This window comes from Micromonospora sp. NPDC047753, assembly GCF_040642735.1.
GTDB lineage: Bacteria > Actinomycetota > Actinomycetes > Mycobacteriales > Micromonosporaceae > Micromonospora.
In genome coordinates this window covers 1-15893 of record NZ_JBEYSL010000017.1, presented here as the reverse complement: position 1 = coordinate 15893, position 15893 = coordinate 1, and the positions used below count along the sequence as shown (strand labels likewise).

Genomic DNA, 15893 nt, shown 5'->3' with positions numbered 1-15893 from the left:
TTCGGCGTGCAGCCGTGCGCGGGGAGATGAAGGAGGCGAGTGTCCATGGAGGACAAGTCGGGGTGGTCACGGCGCGGCTTTCTGGGGATGGGGGTTGGGGTGCTCGGCGCGGCCGGTCTGGCCGCGTGCGGTGGCGACTCCGATCCGCCCAGCAGGGTGCAGCCGGAGGTTCCGCAGGAGCTGATCGACGCCGCGGCGGCGATGAAGGGCTCCTCGATGGGCATGCTGTCGCAGAAGCTGTATTCGACGGCGGCGAACGAAGCCCTCGACAGCTCGATCAAGAAGTTCGCCGACACCACCGGCACGAAGATCGAGAACAGTCTGGTCCAGGCCGACGCCGGTGACGTGGTGGCCAAGATCGACGCCGAGGTCAAGGGCGGGGTGGCCCGTGACCTGGCGTTCATGACCGACTCGCGGTTCGTCGCCCAGTTCCAGGCGCTGGGCGACCTGGAGGACGTGACGGACGTCGTCACGGCGCTGACCGCCAAGTACGGCGAGCCCTGCGCCGAGGCCAAGAACTTCTGCGTCTTCGACGGCAAGTGGTTCGCCATCCCGTACCACTTCATCGGGATCGGGTCGTTCCTGCGCAAGGACTGGATGCAGGACAAGGGCATCACCCCCAAGGACATCTACAGCTGGGAGGAGCTGCGGGACCTGTGCCTGGAGATCTCCGATCCGGCCAAGCGCCGGTTCGGCTGGGGCATGACGGTGAACCGGTCCGGTGACGGCAACGGCATGATCGAGGCGCTGATCAACGCCTACGGCGGGTCGATCGCCGCCAACGACGGCCGGAAGGTCACCTTCAACTCCCCGGAGACGGTGCAGGCGGTGACCTTCCTCGGCGACATCTACACCAACCCGAAGTACAAGCCGATGTTGCCGCCGGGGATCGCGAGCTGGACCGACACCAGCAACAACGAGAACTGGCTCGCCGGGATCCTCGGCTACACCCGCAACCAGTTCAGCGTGTACGCGGACTCCAGGACCAAGAAGAACCCGGTGCACGCGAACACCCACGTGTTCTCCGACTGCATCGGCCCGGCGACCGACAATCCGCTGCTGCTCGGCCAGTCACAGGGCTTCGTCGTCTTCAAGGGCGCCAAGAACCCGGCGCTCGCCAAGCTCCTGGCGCAGTACCTGGTCAGCGCGCCCGCGCTGCTCGGGGTGGCAAAGGAGGCGCCCGGCCTGGTGATGCCCGCCTGGGAGAAGGTCTGGGACGCCGACCCGTTCTTCACCAGTGGCGACCCGGCGTTCCCCATGCTGCGCAGAATCACTGAATTGAAGCTGCCGCTGAACACGAAGAACGGCCTGACCTTCCCGCAGAAGGCCAGCGCGGGCCAGCAGGCGGTGGGGTCGGCCTACGTGCTCACCGACATGATGCAGCAGGTCGTGCAGGGCACCGCGCCGGCGCAGGCCGTGTCAGCCGCCCACGCGAAGATGGTGCAGATCTTCAACCAGCAGGGGCTGCCGCAGTGAGGTCTGTCCGTCCTGCCCGGGTCCCGGCGGCGAGGAAATCCTCGCCGTCGGGGCCCGGCTCCCTCACCGCTGTCCAGCGGCGGCTGGGCCGCGACTGGCGACTCGCGGCCCTGTTCCTGGCACCGATGGCGGTGCTGGTCGGTGGGCTCGTCCTCGTGCCGATCGCCCGGTCGATCATCACCAGCACCACGGAACGGCACGGGCAGGACACCGTCTTCGTCGGTTTGGACAACTACCTCGCGCTCGTCGGCGACGACCAGTTCCACACCGGCGTGGTGAACTCGTTCGTATTCACCGCGTACGCCGAGATTTTCAAGGTCGTGCTGGGGTTGGCCGCCGCCCTGCTGCTGCACCATCGCCGACGTGGGCGGGCCGTGCTGGCCGGGCTGCTCCTGGTGCCGTGGGTGGTGCCGACGGTGGTGACGGCGTTCAGCTGGCGTGCGCTGCTCGACCCGATCTTCGGCAGCGTCAACACGCTGCTCACCGCCACCGGGATCGGGCCGCTGCTGGCCAGCGCGCACCTTGTCGACAGCTGGCCCGCGGGCTGGCTGTCCGACCCGTCGCTGGCCATGCCGTCGGTGATCCTCGTCAACGTCTGGAAGGGGGTGCCGTTCTTCACAGTGTGTTTCCTCGCCGGGTTGAAGGCCATCCCGGCGGACCTCTACGAGGCGGCGACCATCGACGGCGCCTCGGCGTGGCAGCGGTTCAGAAGCGTGACGCTGCCCGGACTGCGCCACGTGATCACCGTGACGGTGACCCTGTCGTCGATCTGGACGTTCAACAACTTCGACCTCGTCTGGTTGCTGACGCAGGGCGGCCCGGGTGACGTGACAGCGCCGTACGTGCTCATCGCCTACTCGAAGGCCATCCTGCAACTGCAGTACGGCGCGGGCGCGGCGGTCACGCTCGTCATGCTGCCGATCATCGGCGGGCTGGTCTTCGTCCTGGTCCGGTTGTTGCGTCAGGACACCAACATCAAACTGCCTCGGCGACGCCGGACAGCGCTGCGGCTCGGGGCACAGCGCTGGGCCGGGACGGCGCGGCGGGCGCTGCCGTGGGTCGTCACCGCACTGGTCACCGGTCTGCTGCTCTGGGCATCACCGCAGATCTTCTGGAAGGCGGCGGTGGTCCTCGCTGTGATCCTGCTGATCGCGGCGGGGGTCGGCCGGGTGGTCTCGACCCTCCAGTCCCGAGGTGGTCGCCGTTCGTCGACAGTGGTGTCGGGTGTGGGTTCCTGGGCCGCGCTGGCTGGCTTGCTCTTCTTCGTGCTGGGCCCGCTGTACTGGATCTTCGTCACGGCCTTCAAGTCCGAGGGCCAGGTCGTCATGCGTACCGACGACCTGTGGCCGACGCCGTGGACGCTTGAGCAGTTCGGCGCCCTGTTCGACAACCAACCGTTCGGCCGCTGGTATCTCAACACAGTGCTGGTGTCCGCGGCGTCGACCGCTGTGGCACTGGTCTGCGCCGCCCTGGCGGGCTACGCGCTGGCCCGGCTGCGGTTCCGCGGGGCCCAGGGCTTCACCGTCACGGTGCTGCTCACCTACGTGATGCCGGGCGCGCTGCTGTTCATCCCGCTGTACCAGATGCTCATCGGCGCGCGGCTCACCGACTCGTTGTGGTCCCTGGTGGTGACGTACCCGACCTTCACACTGCCGTTCGCCACCTGGCTGCTGGTGGGGTACTTCTCGTCGATCCCCATCGAGTTGGAGGAGGCCGCCCTGGTCGACGGTTGCAGCCGCATCCAGGCGTTCGGCCGGGTGGTGCTGCCGCTGGCCAAGCCAGGGCTGCTGGCGGTCGCGCTCTTCACCCTGACCAACGCCTGGAACGAGTTCCTCTTCGCCTTCGTGTTCATCACGAAGGACGAGTACAAGACGCTCCCGGTGGGGATGCAATCCATGATCGCCGGAGACGTCGTGCCGCAGGGACAACTCGCCGCGGCGTCGCTGCTGGTCAGCATCCCCGTGGTGATCATGTACGCCCTGGGGCAGCGCTTCCTGACCGAGGGGCTCACCGCGGGCGCGGTGAAGGGGTGAGCCGACGGGCCGCTGGTGCCGATCGCGCACCAGCGGCCCGGCAACGGGCCGTCCCACGACGGCTCCGGCAAGCGTCGGGTCAACCAGCGACTCGGACCGCTTCCACATCTGCCGCGATCATCGAGAAGACGGCCATGTCATGTGCCTTCTCGCCATCCCAGTCGGCCATTCGCAGGGTGCCCTCCCGCTGGTATCCGGCCCTCTCCGCGACCAGCAGGGAAGCGACGTTGTCGAGCCGGGCGCGCAGCTGGATACGGCGCATCCCACAATCGGTGAGCGCCCATCGGCCGACCTCGCGGGCGGCCGTGGTCGCGTAGCCTCGGCCGCGACGACTGGCCCGCACCCCGTAGCCGATTTCGCCGCGTCCCGCCCTCCAGTCGATGTCCCGCAACCCGATGCTGCCAACGATCTCGCCTCCGGCCGTGTCCACCAACGCCAGCCGCACACCGTCGCCGGCCAGCCGCTGGCGCGACATCCCGGTCAGCCACTCGTCCACGTCGGCGGCGGTTTGCGGTGAGCCTGGCGGCAGTCCGGTCCGATCATCGGCGGCCACGAACGCCGCCAGCTGGGTGGCGTCCTGCGGGCCGAACTCACGGATCTCCAGACCACCCGAGATGATCTTCACTGGCGCGAACATGGTGGGGAGCGTAGAGCCAAGCTCCGAGTCGTCGCGCACCTTTACCTCGCCGCGGGGAGCAGGAACGGGTGCCGGGACGCGTGGCCGCCGCTCACGTCCAGGTCATGTTGATGGCCGGGCGAGGGCGTTGGTCATGGGTACGGTGCCCTCACGCGGTCTCGGTTCCGGTCTGTGCGCGGGTGTAGGTGAGGAAGAGCGCGCCGCTGTCCAGAACTGTGTGGTCGGTCAGGCACCAGGTGCGTGGTGCGAAGACGGCGTCACGGCCGAAGAGCGGGATGCCGGCACCAATGGTCAACGGGGCAAGCTTGATGATCAGCTGGTCGATCTCGGGGTAGAGGGCACCGGCCAGCGCGCCGCCGCCGATCACCCAGACGTCCTTGCCGTCGTGCCGCTTCAGCTCCCGTACCGTGGCGATCGGGTCTTGGCCGATGACCTCGACGGCCGGGTCCGGGCTGCTGCCCAGCGTCCGGGAGAACACCAGGTGGCGCAGGTGCGGGTACGCGTCGGTCACACCGGCCTTCAGGCCCACCTCGTAGGAGTTGCGCCCTTCCACCACGGTGTCGAACCGGCTGCCCTGATCGGTGATGCCGAACGCCTGCCGGGCCGGACCGGGGAGGGTCTCCGGGTACTCCGCGACGAGGTGGCGCAGGTAGTCGTCCGGAATGGGCCAGAACCCGCCGGGGCCGGTCGGGTCGGCGCCGTCGGGGCCGGCGATGAAGCCGTCCAGGGTGGCGGCGATGTAATACACGAGCTTGCGCACGACGATCTCCTCGTTCAGGCTGCCGGTCGCTGTTCGGCGATGACCATCAGCTTGCCCGGCGAGGCACCGGGCTACAAGATCACAACTGGTAACGTGCCCTAACCCTTCGCTAATACGTCGATCGGGGAATGGCCACAGCTTCGGCAGCACGCCATGACTGGCGCTCTCCGCTATTCGGCGCCGGCGATGATCGCGCCGCTGACCGTGTCCACATACCACCGCTGGTACTGCTCGATCGCCCATCCGCGTTGCCGGACGAGCCAGTCGAAGTTGCGGACGTCCTGGGCCAACCAGAGGATGTCGGCCACCTGGTCGACGCCCAGGTCGGGGCGTACACCTCCCGTGCCGACCAGTTCGGCGGCGAACATGGCCATGCCGCGGCGGCGGTCGTCGACGTTCTTGCGCCAGATCTCGGCGGCGTCCGGATCGGCCGTGGCCGCGCCGGCCAGCGCGAGCATCACCTGGGCCTGCCGGGCGTTGACCTCGGCCAGGTGACGTGCGTAGCGGGCGAGCTTGGCCTGGGGGTCGGTGAGGGCGCGGATCTCGGCGACGAAGGGCCGGTCCGGCAGGGCCACCGGTTCGTCGTCGCCGGCCAGGGTGACGTCGACCAGCTGGGAGAGCAGTTGCCGCTTGCTGCCGAACACCGCGTACAGGGTCTGGACCGCGACGCCGGCTTCCACGGCGACAGCGGTCAGCGGTGTGGCCGCGTAGCCCGGGTCGACGAACAGCCGGCCAGCCGCTTCGAGGATCGCCCGCCGGGTCTGTCGGGCCTGCTCCTGTCGGCGGGAAGAGTCATAACGTCTCTTGACAACCACCTCTCGAGTGTAGTGCTCTATTGGATAGAGGTTCACTCTATCGAGAGGTGGCGGCCATGCCGTTCGGTGTGTTGCAGGAGATGCCCGGCGTCAGCGAGGCGGAGTACCGGCAGGTGGAACGACACCTCGGACCGGATCGACCGCCGGGCCTTCTCGCGCACGTCGCCGGGCCGACGGAGGACGGCTGGCGGATCATCAACATCTGGAAGGACGAGGCGGCATTCCGCCGGTTCCAGTCCGAACGGCTGGTCCGGGCTGCTGGCTTGGCGGCACAGGAGGACGGCTTCGACCCGACGAAGGCGGCTCACTTCCGCTCGATGAGCGTCGACGGCACCGAGATGCCGTTCTGATGGCCGACACCGCCAGCCTGCGGGCTCGCGGCGCCGCTTTCTGGGCGGGCGCGGCAGCTGGCTGGATTCGCCACGCCGATCGGCAGGACGAGACCGGTCGGCCGCTGGGCGCGGCTGCCATGGATCGACTGGCCGCACGACCCGCCGAGCGAATCCTCGATGTGGGCTGCGGCTGCGGCGGCACCACGGCCGAGATCGCCGTCGCAGTCGGCGAGACCGGCGCGGCGGTCGGTGTCGACATCGACGAGGCGATGGTGACCGCCGCTCGACGCCGTTTTCCCACCGACGGGTACCCGGGCACCCAATTTCACGTGGCCGACATCGAGACTCTCGATGTCGTGCCTGGCGCCCCGTTCGACGCGGCGTTCTCACGAATGACCCTGATGCTGTTGGCGGACCCGGTCGCCGGCTGCCGCACGATCCGGCGATCACTGCGCCCGGGAGGGCGCCTCGCCGCGACCGTCTTCCGCGACAGTGGCGTCAACCCGTGGCTGTCCGCGGCGATGCTCGGCGCCGCACCGCATCTCGGACCGTTACCACCACTCCCGGTCGGTGACGAGCCCGGTCCGTTCGCGTTCGCCGACCCGGCGCGGCTCGTCCGGATCCTCACCACCGCCGGCTTCACCGCCGTCACGATCACACCGTGCGATGTCGCTCTGGAAACTCCTGAGGACGCCGACGCGGTGGCCGAATGGCTCATCGAGGTCGGCCCGGCCGGTGCCGCGTACCGGACGGCTCCGCCAGCTGGTCAGGCTTCGGCCCGGGCGGGGGTCGCCCGGCTGCTCGGCCGGTTCCGTGAGCCTGGCGTCGGCTACCGGCTGCCCACCGGCCTCTGGCTCGTCACCGCGAACGCCGCCGGAACCCCTACCCACCACGAACCCTGTGAGGACACAATCCAATGAGTACCTTCAGACCGCTCGCACCAGCCCTCTGCCTCGTGCTCGCCCTGGCGGCGTGCACCGAGGCCGATGCGCCCGAGCCCGCTGCGGCACCAGACACGACACGATCGACCAGCGCGGCCCGATCCGCTCCGGCCGACGGTTCCCCGGTGTCGGCGAAGGACGTGTGCGCCTACCTGGACGGCCAGGTGCCGACGCTCAAGGGGATCGGGTCCGAGACGGGCGCGATGGCCAACCTCACGGTGAACCTCTATTCCTGGTACGAGAAGCAGGGCCCTGTACCCAACGGCCGTGACATCGACGACCAGACCCGCAAGGAATGCCCAGCGACCCGGACCGAGGTGCTGAAACTCGCCGGCATGGAGAGCTTCGAGCGGCTGTAGCCGCCGCGAACGCGACGCCCGATCACCTGACGACTGCGGCCGTCAGACCCCCAACTGCTTCTCGAACCAGTGGTGGGCGTACGGCTCGGTGTTGTACGCCTCGATCTCCCGGTAACCGGTCGCCCGGTACAGGGCGATCGCCTCGGTGAGGTTGCGGTTGGTGTCCAGCCGGACCGCTGTCGCGCCGCGCTCGGCGGCGTACCGTTCCAGCTCGCCCAGCAGTCGCCGCCCGACGCCGAGCCCGCGTACCGTGTCGGCCACCCAGACGCGTTTGATCTCGGCGGGCGCGTCGGGGTGGAGTTTGACCGCGCCACAGCCGATCGGTTCGCTGTTGAGGGTGGCGAGCAGAAGCACCCCGTTGGGCGGGACGAGCGCTTCGTCGTGGACCGGGTTGCTCAGCGCGGGGTCGAACCCGTCGTCGAATCGTCGCGCGATGTCGCGGGCGTAGGCCCGCAGGCACGCACGGGCTCGCGGGTCGGTCGGCGGGCACGGCTCGATGACGACCATCGAGCCGATGAGCAGCCGTTCGACCTCGGCCATGGCGGCGACGAGTCGTTCCCGACGATGTTCGGTGAGTGGTTCGAGGATCGAGGCGGCGAGTTCGTCCGACCGCTGGTCGAGGTCGGCCCACTGGGTTCGGCCGGCGTCGGTGAGCGTGGCGACCCGTACCCGTCCGTCGCCGCCGGCCTGGTCCGCCGGTCCGACGGTGATGAGGCCGTCGTTCCCCAAAGTGCGCAGGAGTCGGCTGAGGTATCCGGAGTCCAGGCCGAGCCGGGCCCGTAGCGCGGCGATCTCGGCGCCGGCGGGGCCGATCTCCCACAGCAGTCGAGCCTGCGCCAGGGGACGCCCCTGGGCCATGTACTCGTCGTCGAGCGCACCCACTCGTTGGGTGACCGTCCGGTTGAACCGCCGCACGGCGGCGATGAGAGCCGAGTCCATATACCTGACTTTAGTCAGGCTTCTTGACTACGCGCCAGCTCGGTGCCGGTACGAGCCGATCCCGGCGTGGTCCAGGACGACCACAGCGAGCGCCACCCCGGTGGCGACCGCGCTGACCGCCAGCAGCGGCATCCGCAGAACAACCGCCGCGGCGGCCAGCACGAACAGGGCGGCGACCCGGGGCCAGGAGAGTCGCCGGTGGATCGCCGCCGAGAAGAGGATCCGCCCGAGGAGGAACAGCATCGGGCCGCTCAGGATGAACAGGACCGCTGTGATGTCACCAGTTCGCAGAGGGTGCGCGATGCTCAGCTCGGCGCCGACGGAGGTGACCACCAGCCCGGCGATCATCACCAGGTGCAGATATCCGGTGATGACGCCGAGACGGGCCGGATCGGCACGCTCGATGGCGGGGCCGAGGCGCTGGCCGGCGGGCGTGACATAGAGCAGACCGATCAGCACGGCGGTGGCGAAGACCAACAGGAACGCGACAGTCTGCGGGAAGTGGAGATCGGTGCCGGCGTACGAGAGGCCGGCGACCAGCACGAGTTCGCCGAGCGCGATGATCATGATCTGCTGGTACCGCTCGGCGAAGTGCTCGCCAGCCAGGTGCAGCTCCTGCCGCCCGGTCCGTCCCATCCCCGGCGTGGGCCAGCGGAGTCGCGGGCCGGTGAGGTCGATGGCGAGGGCGAGCAGCCAGAGCGGCACCCGCCACTGCGGCAGAAACCCACCGACCAACCACGGTACGGCGGAGACGCTGAACCAGCAGAGGATGCGCAGCGTTCGAATCTGTCGCGGATGACCGCGCAGCCCGACGGCGGTGACAACGCCCCGGGCGATGTGCACCGAGACGTACGCGCCGGCGAAGAGCAGGCCCCGCCCGTCCAGCGCCTGCGGGATCGCCACCCCGGCCAGCAGGCTGCCCAGCGCGGCACTCACCAGTAACCACCGCACCGCCGGACTCTCCGGGTCGTACCAGTCGGCGAACCAGGTGGTGGGCACCCAGATCCACCAGACGCCCGTCAACAGCAGGGCGGTACGCAGCGCGCCGGCCAGGCTGAGGTCGTGCAGCAGGTGGGCGGCCAACTGACTGAGGGCGAGCACGAACGCCAGGTCGAAGAACAGCTCCAGGAACGAGGCGCTCAGCGGCGAGTTGCCGCCCCGCAGCAACCGTTCGGGTCTGCTCGCCATCGGCGCTCCTCCCGCCGACGCACGCCCTGCGTCCGTCGTACCACCCGAGGCCGGCCATCGGAGGCGAAAGCGGTCAGCGGCGGAGCGACGACCCACCGCCCCCTCGTGTCGTTGATCCGGCTGCGCCCATGGTCACCGCTGGCCACGGTGGGGGCACCGACTCAACGAGGATGGACGCCGATGACCGCTCAGCGCGAGACCGTGCAGGTCGACAACGACCTGTTCCGCGCCGTGTACGACTCGCCCGCATCACTGCCCGGCCGACACCGCTGGACCACCCCCGAGTCGGACGTCCGGCGGCTGGAGAAACTGCTCGGCATGCCGGCGCGCAGCATCGGCGCCCCACTCTGGGTCAGCGGCGACGAACCTGACTGCCCGAAGTGCCGTCGACGGGTCACCTGGTACGACATCGTCTCGTCGGCGCTCTCCGGCCTGCACGACAAGGCCATGATCGCCACGGTCATCCTGGGCGAGCGCAAGTACGTCAACACCGAGATCCCGGACGCCATCGCCGGGGTGCGCTGCTCCGACTGTCACACAGCGATCGACGGCCTGCGCAGCTTCAAGTGCCACAACTGGGCGTACGCCTTCGAGGCGCTGGAGGCCGTCCGCGAGCGGATGGCCGGCGGTCCCGCCCCGACCTGAGCTGGAGCCCGCGCCGACTCGGGACGAAGCCGCGCCGGCCCGAACCGGTCGGGGCGACTCAGTCGGCTGAGCGGCGGGTGGGGCGGCGGCCGGGCGGGGAGGGCGGTTCCGGACCGGGATCGGGCACCGGCGGCATCGGCCGGGTGACCGGCTCGGCGCCGGTGACCCGCAGCGACTCGCCGTGGTGCCACAGCTCGACCTCGGCGTCCGCGGCGGCGTCGGGCAGCTCGTAGCGGACCTCGGCCGGAGTCAATGTGACCCGCAGCCGGTGGCCACGCCAGCGCAGGCTGAACGCCAGCCTGTCGATCCGGCGCGGCAGCCGGGGGTCGAAGGAGAGCACCCTCCGGTCGTCGCGCAGCCCGCCGAAGCCCTGCACCAGGGCCAGCCACGCGCCGGCCAGCGAAGCCAGGTGCAGCCCGTCGGCGGTCTTGTCGCCCAGGTCGGCCAGGTCCTGAAGGACCGACTCGGCGAACAGGTCGTACGCCAGATCCAGGTGCCCGACCTCGGCGGCCAGCACGGCCTGCGGGGCCGCCGACAGCGACGAGTCGCGGACCGTGCGGGCCTGGTAGTAGGCCAGGTTGCGGGCCTTCTCGTCGGCGGTGAACTCACCGGGGCAGAGCTGCATGGCCAGCACCAGATCGGACTGCTTCACCACCTGCTTGCGGTACAGCTCCAGGTACGGAAAGTGCAGCAGCAGCGGGTAGTCGTCGTCACCGGTGTTCGCGAAGTCCCACTCGGGCTGTTCGGTGAAGCCGGCGGCCTGCTGGTGCACCCCGCGCTCGCTGTCGTACGGAATGGCCATCGCGTCGGCGGCGGCTCGCCAGCCGGCCACCTCGTCGCGGTCCACGCCGAGCCGGTCGGCCAGCTCGGGATGCCCCTCGGCGGCGTCCGCCGCGCCGCGCAGGTTGCGCTTCGCCATCAGGTTGGTGAACACGTTGTCGTCGACCAGCGCGGCGTACTCGTCCGGGCCGGTCACCCCGTGCAGGTGGAAGTCGCCCCCGCCCGACCAGTGGCCGAAGCCGTGCCAGAGCCGGGCGGTCTCCACCAGCAGTTCCAGCCCCGCCTCGGCCAGGAACCGCTGGTCGTCGGTGGCCGCCAGGTAGCGCAGCACCGCGTCGGCGATGTCGGCGTTGACGTGCAGCGCGGCGGTGCCCGCCGGCCAGTAGCCGGAGCTTTCCCGGCCGCCGATGGTGCGCCACGGGAAGGTCACGCCGCTCAACCGCAGCTCGGCGGCCCGCTCCCGCGCCTCGGGCAGGTGGGCGTGCCGCCACCTCAACGCCGAGCGGGCCACCGCCGGGGCCAGGTAGGTGAGCACCGGCAGGACGTAACTCTCGGTGTCCCACAGGACGTGCCCGTCGTAGCCGTTGCCGGTCAACCCCTTGGCCGAGATGGTCCGGTCGGAGTCCGGGCGACCGGCCTGGATCAGGTGGAACATCGCGAACCGAACGGCCTGCTGAAGCTCCGGATCGCCGTCGAGCCGCACGTCGGCGACCTGCCAGGCCGCGTCCAGGGCGGCGCGCTGGTCGGTGAGCAGGGCGTCGAAGCCGTCCGCGCGCGCCGCGTCCGCCTCGGCGGCGACCAGGGCGGCCAACTCGCCGACGGGCGTCGCGTCGGCCGCCGCCCACTCGTAGGCGGCGAACTTCGTCAGCCGCAACCGCTCCCCCGGGTGCAGGCGACCCGTCACGGTCAGCCGTACCCGGTCCGGGGTGCAGTCGCCGCTGGTCGTCACAGTGCCCGGGCCTTCCAGCAGGTGACTGACCGCGACCGCCACACGCTGGCCGCTGCGCTCGGTGCGGTGCACCAGCACGCCGTCGAGGCCGGTCGCACTGTACGTCTCGGCGGTCAACGGGTCGCTGGGCACCGAGGCGGCCCGAGGGTCGTCCGAACGCTCCGGCACCTTCTCGTTGGCCAGCAGGTCCGAGCTGACCCTCAGCTCGACGGCGGTGTCCAACGGCTCGACCTCGTACCGGACGGCGGCCACCGGGCGACGCGGCAGGGATACCAGCCGGGTGCTGCGGATGCGTACGCCCCGCCCGGCCGGTGAAATCCACTCGGTCTCCCGGCGCAGCACGCCGGTACGCAGATCGAGCACCCGTTCATGGCTGCGCAGCGACCCGGTCCGGAGATCCAACGGCTCGTCGTCGACCCAGAGCCGGATCAGTGCGGCGTTCGGTGCGCTGATGACGGTGTCGCTGGCCGGCGGGAACGCGTACCCCTCCTCGGGATAGCTCAGCTCACGCCGCTCGTGGAAGCCACTGACGTAACTGCCCGGCGTCCCGCACGGGGCGCCCTCGTCGAGCACCCCACGCCAGCCGATCCATCCGTTGCCCAACGCGAAGATCGACTCGGTCTCGCCGAGCCGGTCCATGTCGGCCTCCGTGCGCCGGATCCGCCAGGTCTCGTCGTCCGCGGTAGCGGCGGTGGACTGCGGTTGATCGGTGGCCGAACCGGTCTGCACGAGGTCTCCTGTCGAGGTCGACGTTCTGCGACAGCCAATCAGAGCCGGCTGTGCGAAACCTGGACGAAGGTCTGACAACCACCTGACCTTCGACAGCAGCGATGCCCTCTGGCGCGTTCCTAGGGTGTGCCCAAGGTGAACAGGGTATGAACGTGAAGTGAGGTGATGCATGGTCGACAACGGCAGCATTGACGTTCCGGAGATCAGCGCCGAGTGGTACAGCGACGTCGTCGACGCCGCCGCCGGTAGCCCAGAGCCGGTGCAGTGGTTCGTCGGGCACGCCACCGAGGGGGTGATCCTGCTACTCGGCGCGCTGCTGGTGATGGCCGCGCTGAGCCGCCGTTCCGGCGGCCCGCACGACCGGGCACTGGCCCTGATCGCGCCCGTGCCGGCCGTCCTGGCGTACGTGGGCAGTGAGTTCCTCAAGACCGTGGTGGACGAGGATCGCCCCTGCCGGTCGATCGGTCGGGAGATCATCGCGGGCGTCTGCCCACCGCCGGGCGACTGGTCGTTCCCCAGCAACCACGCCACCATCGCCGGCGCGTTGGCGGTCACCACGTTGCTGCTCTCCCGCCGACTCGGCCTGATCGCGCTGCCCCTGGCCGCGCTCGGCGCCTTCTCGCGGGTCTTCGTGGGCGTGCACTACCCGCACGACGTGATCGCGGGTGTGCTGCTCGGCGCCCTGGTCGCCGTGGTGCTCACCCCGTTGCTGGCCCGCCCGACCAGCGAGGTGCTCCGCCGCCGGGCCAACCGTTCCGGCAGCCCGGCCCCCAAGCTGGCCAGCCGATCCCGCCCCTGACCAGCCGCGAGGCGGGTCAGGTCGCCAGCAGGAGAGCGGCCGTTGTGCCGAGCAGCAGGAACGGGCCGAACGGCAGGTGGGTGCTCCAGTTGGCACGGCGGGTGGCCAGCAGGACCAGACTCACCAGGGCGGAGAGCCCGAAGGTGAGCACCAGCCCGAACAGCAGCACCGGCCAGCCGTACCAGCCGAGCAGCGCGCCGACGCTGAGCGCCAGCTTGGCGTCGCCCAGCCCGAAGCCGCGGCGGCCGAGCAGCACAGCGGTGCTGGCGAAGAAGAACGCCAGCCCGGCGCCGCCGATGACGGCTCGCAGCCAGTGCCCCGGGTCGGCGTCGAGCGCGGCCACGCCGAGCAGCAGCCAGGTCCCGGCTGCCGCGGGCAGTGTGAGCCGATCCGGCAACCGGTGCACGGCCAGGTCGACGAGGATCGCCGGGATGGTCCAGCCCAGCCACCAGATCAGCGCCGGCAGCGCCCCGCCCGGCGAACCGGCGATCGCCAGCAGCACCGCCGCCGCGAGCAGTGCCAGCTCGACGGTGGCCGGCGGTGGGCCGACCCGGGCGCGGCACTGACCGCACCGGGCCGCCGGGCCCAGCGCCGGCCAGGGGTGGGTCAGGCCGACCGGCGCGCCGCAGGCGTCGCAGCCACTCCGGCTGGGCAGACCCGGGGGTACGGCGTAGCGCAGCGCGGCCAACCGCATCAGCGGACTGATCGCGAGGATCGCGAACACCGTCGAGACCCGGGTGCGTGCCCCCGCCGAGGCGAGGTCGCCCGGTCGTTCGCGCGGCGGAGCGGGCGTCGCCTGGCCTGCGGGTTCCGTCGTGGCACCGGACGGCCGGGGTGCCGGACTCCGATCGGGTCGGTCTTCCCGACCGGGGGTGGCCGCCGGGGGGCCGGTCAGCGCCATGTCTCCTCCATTGCGGCTGACCGCTCCCCTGCGACGGTGAACACGGATCGTGATTGCACGCTCGCTGCGGTGTGGCGGATGGCGCAGAAAGCGACCTGCCGACCGGAGCTCGCGCGGACGCTTTCGACCAGTTCCGAGTCAGGCGTGCCGTTGGACGATGCAGCCCGTCGACGGGGTGCCGACGTCGCTCGAATGCCGGGATGAGACCGCGATGTCCCACTCCCGCGACCGGTGACGCGACTGCGGTGAACCCGTCCGGCCCGGCGACGCCCCATCAATAACGACAGTTCGCTCGCCCATTGCCCGGGGAGCAGTGTGGACACCTGCCACCACCACCTGTCATCACGCTGAGTGTTCGCTTGAATTGCCTCTGTTGCATCGGCGAGCGTCAGCCTATGCTCGCCCCTTGGGTGTGACGCAAGCCTCACCTTCACCATCGGACGACACAGGACCCCCAATTTGTAGAAGATCCGTAACGGTGAATGCAGAAGCGCAATGAACGCTCCGGATGTGCTGATCCGGGCGCGCTTCCGTATGCCCGACGGCGGTGAGCCCTCACCACCCCGGGCGACCACGAGGAGGCTCAACGGTGCGCGGAAGGCAGCTCAGAAGAGCGGCAATCTGCCTGCTGGTGGGCGTGGCGGCGATGCCGGTCACCGCCTGCGCCAGCGGACGGGAAGCGGTCGAACGGCCGACAGAAGTCCGCGACAACGGACCCCGGACCGATTCCGACGTCGAACGACGCGCTGCCGAAAAGGCGGCACTTGACGCGTACTCCGGTTATCTCGCGGCCTCGCGCACGGCCGGCCTGCGCAGTGATCCGCGATCGCCGGAACTGTCCCGGTTTCTCGGTGATCCACTTTTGACTCGGGTCCGGGTGTCCATTCGCGAGGCCAAGGAGCACGGCGCTATGCGTACCGGGACGTTCAAGTCCGACCCGACCGTGACCGCCGTCAGCCTGGACGCCAAGCCGGCCACGGTGGAGATCCAGGACTGCCTGGACACGACCGGCTACCGGCTGGTCTACGCCAAGGACAAGCGCGCCGTTCCGGGCAGCGGTGGCGGCAGACACCTCTCCACCGCCACCGCGACCCGATATCCGAACGGTCGCTGGCTGATCAACTACGGCGCGACGCACCGGGACCAGCCGTGCTGAGCCGGGCCGTGACAACCCGACGCGCGCTCGCCGGAATCGGCCTCACGCTCCTGCTGGTGGTCGGTGCGGCACCGCCGGCCACCGCCGCCCTACGGGCCGACCCGGGAGCGGGCTGCCCGCCCGACCAACCCGACTGCAGCGTCTGGGACGACGAGCCCGGCAACCCCGGTGATCCCGGCGGCGGCGGGGACAACGGTGGGGGCGGGGACGACGGGGGCGGCGGCGGGAGCGGCGTCTGCCAGTGGAACGGGCGGACCATCCCCTGCTACGACGAGGACCTGGGCTGGTTCAACAGCGGCGACGGGTGCTACTACAAGCTGACCGAGGGGCCGGTCGAACCCCCCGAGGGTGAGCAGTGGTACCTGCAAACCTGCAACGGCGGCGACCTGGGTGCCCAGGAGGCTCCGCGGCCCGCCAGTCGAAGGTGGTGGCCCAGTAGTCGGAGAGCTCCTGC

The 15893-nt window shown here is 70.2% G+C and carries 15 protein-coding genes and 1 pseudogene; 9 read left to right on the top strand and 7 right to left on the bottom strand.

The window, feature by feature from the left end; genetic code table 11:
- The first annotated feature begins 45 nt into the window (after window positions 1-45).
- Both ABZ749_RS03065 and ABZ749_RS03060 read left to right on the top strand, forming a co-directional pair.
- Window positions 46-1476: an extracellular solute-binding protein gene (locus tag ABZ749_RS03065; RefSeq protein WP_357222217.1), complete on the top strand. Its 1431-nt coding sequence runs from the start codon at window positions 46-48 to the stop codon at window positions 1474-1476.
- On the top strand, window positions 1473-3509 hold the full coding sequence (locus ABZ749_RS03060; protein WP_357222215.1) for an ABC transporter permease subunit: 2037 nt from the start codon (window positions 1473-1475) through the stop codon (window positions 3507-3509). The genes ABZ749_RS03065 and ABZ749_RS03060 overlap by 4 nt, the downstream gene beginning before the upstream one ends.
- A gap of 79 nt (window positions 3510-3588) precedes the next feature.
- Here the strand turns inward: ABZ749_RS03060 and ABZ749_RS03055 are convergent, their stop codons facing one another.
- From ABZ749_RS03055 to ABZ749_RS03045, 3 genes are all read right to left on the bottom strand, one after another.
- Window positions 3589-4146 carry a GNAT family N-acetyltransferase gene (locus ABZ749_RS03055; RefSeq protein WP_357222213.1) on the bottom strand — a complete coding sequence of 186 codons (558 nt, stop codon included), beginning with the start codon at window positions 4144-4146 and terminating at the stop codon, window positions 3589-3591.
- A gap of 148 nt (window positions 4147-4294) precedes the next feature.
- Window positions 4295-4906: a dihydrofolate reductase family protein gene (locus ABZ749_RS03050; protein ID WP_357222211.1), complete on the bottom strand. Its 612-nt coding sequence runs from the start codon at window positions 4904-4906 to the stop codon at window positions 4295-4297.
- A 170-nt stretch (window positions 4907-5076) separates the two neighbouring features.
- Window positions 5077-5721, bottom strand: a complete 645-nt coding sequence (locus ABZ749_RS03045; RefSeq protein WP_357222209.1) for a TetR/AcrR family transcriptional regulator — start codon at window positions 5719-5721, stop codon at window positions 5077-5079.
- A 56-nt stretch (window positions 5722-5777) separates the two neighbouring features.
- On the opposite strand from ABZ749_RS03045, the gene ABZ749_RS03040 reads away from it, so the two are divergent.
- The 3 genes from ABZ749_RS03040 to ABZ749_RS03030 are packed head-to-tail and all read left to right on the top strand — an operon-like array spanning window position 5778 to window position 7353.
- Complete coding sequence (locus tag ABZ749_RS03040; protein ID WP_357222207.1) at window positions 5778-6071, top strand: hypothetical protein; 294 nt, start codon at window positions 5778-5780, stop codon at window positions 6069-6071.
- Window positions 6071-6973, top strand: a complete 903-nt coding sequence (locus ABZ749_RS03035; RefSeq protein WP_357222205.1) for a methyltransferase domain-containing protein — start codon at window positions 6071-6073, stop codon at window positions 6971-6973. Before ABZ749_RS03040 ends, ABZ749_RS03035 begins: the two co-directional genes overlap by 1 nt.
- Complete coding sequence (locus ABZ749_RS03030) at window positions 6970-7353, top strand: hypothetical protein (protein WP_357222203.1); 384 nt, start codon at window positions 6970-6972, stop codon at window positions 7351-7353. Before ABZ749_RS03035 ends, ABZ749_RS03030 begins: the two co-directional genes overlap by 4 nt.
- A gap of 42 nt (window positions 7354-7395) precedes the next feature.
- On the opposite strand, the gene ABZ749_RS03025 is transcribed toward ABZ749_RS03030, so the two are convergent.
- Both ABZ749_RS03025 and ABZ749_RS03020 read right to left on the bottom strand, forming a co-directional pair.
- Window positions 7396-8292 (bottom strand): helix-turn-helix domain-containing GNAT family N-acetyltransferase, encoded by an 897-nt coding sequence (locus ABZ749_RS03025; RefSeq protein WP_357222201.1) that lies wholly within the window; start codon window positions 8290-8292, stop codon window positions 7396-7398.
- 27 nt (window positions 8293-8319) lie between these two features.
- On the bottom strand, window positions 8320-9480 hold the full coding sequence (locus tag ABZ749_RS03020; protein ID WP_357222199.1) for a low temperature requirement protein A: 1161 nt from the start codon (window positions 9478-9480) through the stop codon (window positions 8320-8322).
- A gap of 180 nt (window positions 9481-9660) precedes the next feature.
- Between ABZ749_RS03020 and ABZ749_RS03015 the strand changes: the two genes are divergently transcribed.
- Window positions 9661-10125: a hypothetical protein gene (locus tag ABZ749_RS03015; protein WP_357222197.1), complete on the top strand. Its 465-nt coding sequence runs from the start codon at window positions 9661-9663 to the stop codon at window positions 10123-10125.
- A 58-nt stretch (window positions 10126-10183) separates the two neighbouring features.
- Here the strand turns inward: ABZ749_RS03015 and ABZ749_RS03010 are convergent, their stop codons facing one another.
- Window positions 10184-12493, bottom strand: a complete 2310-nt coding sequence (locus ABZ749_RS03010) for a glycosyl hydrolase family 65 protein (protein WP_357222249.1) — start codon at window positions 12491-12493, stop codon at window positions 10184-10186.
- Between the two features lie 259 nt (window positions 12494-12752).
- On the opposite strand from ABZ749_RS03010, the gene ABZ749_RS03005 reads away from it, so the two are divergent.
- The gene (locus ABZ749_RS03005) at window positions 12753-13382 is read left to right on the top strand and encodes a phosphatase PAP2 family protein (RefSeq protein WP_355004752.1); all 630 of its coding nucleotides are present in this window, start codon (window positions 12753-12755) and stop codon (window positions 13380-13382) included.
- A 16-nt stretch (window positions 13383-13398) separates the two neighbouring features.
- Here the strand turns inward: ABZ749_RS03005 and ABZ749_RS03000 are convergent, their stop codons facing one another.
- Entirely contained in the window at window positions 13399-14076 is a 678-nt protein-coding gene (locus tag ABZ749_RS03000) for an A24 family peptidase (RefSeq protein WP_357222247.1), read from the bottom strand.
- Between the two features lie 796 nt (window positions 14077-14872).
- On the opposite strand from ABZ749_RS03000, the gene ABZ749_RS02995 reads away from it, so the two are divergent.
- Entirely contained in the window at window positions 14873-15439 is a 567-nt protein-coding gene (locus ABZ749_RS02995) for a hypothetical protein (protein ID WP_355004751.1), read from the top strand.
- Window positions 15433-15893, top strand: a pseudogene (locus ABZ749_RS02990) (hypothetical protein); the annotation flags it as partial. The gene ABZ749_RS02995 and the pseudogene ABZ749_RS02990, both read left to right, overlap by 7 nt.

What these genes read in the sequence shown, in the direction of transcription:
- ABZ749_RS03065 (WP_357222217.1), top strand. Translation starts at nt 46, where the DNA reads ATGGAGGACAAGTCGGGGTGGTCACGGCGCGGCTTTCTGGGGATGGGG.
- ABZ749_RS03055 (WP_357222213.1), bottom strand. Translation starts at nt 4,146, where the DNA reads ATGTTCGCGCCAGTGAAGATCATCTCGGGTGGTCTGGAGATCCGTGAG.
- ABZ749_RS03040 (WP_357222207.1), top strand. Translation starts at nt 5,778, where the DNA reads ATGCCGTTCGGTGTGTTGCAGGAGATGCCCGGCGTCAGCGAGGCGGAG.
- ABZ749_RS03035 (WP_357222205.1), top strand. Translation starts at nt 6,071, where the DNA reads ATGGCCGACACCGCCAGCCTGCGGGCTCGCGGCGCCGCTTTCTGGGCG.
- ABZ749_RS03030 (WP_357222203.1), top strand. Translation starts at nt 6,970, where the DNA reads ATGAGTACCTTCAGACCGCTCGCACCAGCCCTCTGCCTCGTGCTCGCC.
- ABZ749_RS03025 (WP_357222201.1), bottom strand. Translation starts at nt 8,292, where the DNA reads ATGGACTCGGCTCTCATCGCCGCCGTGCGGCGGTTCAACCGGACGGTC.
- ABZ749_RS03020 (WP_357222199.1), bottom strand. Translation starts at nt 9,480, where the DNA reads ATGGCGAGCAGACCCGAACGGTTGCTGCGGGGCGGCAACTCGCCGCTG.
- ABZ749_RS03015 (WP_357222197.1), top strand. Translation starts at nt 9,661, where the DNA reads ATGACCGCTCAGCGCGAGACCGTGCAGGTCGACAACGACCTGTTCCGC.
- ABZ749_RS03010 (WP_357222249.1), bottom strand. Translation starts at nt 12,493, where the DNA reads ATGGACCGGCTCGGCGAGACCGAGTCGATCTTCGCGTTGGGCAACGGA.
- ABZ749_RS03005 (WP_355004752.1), top strand. Translation starts at nt 12,753, where the DNA reads ATGGTCGACAACGGCAGCATTGACGTTCCGGAGATCAGCGCCGAGTGG.
- ABZ749_RS03000 (WP_357222247.1), bottom strand. Translation starts at nt 14,076, where the DNA reads ATGCGGTTGGCCGCGCTGCGCTACGCCGTACCCCCGGGTCTGCCCAGC.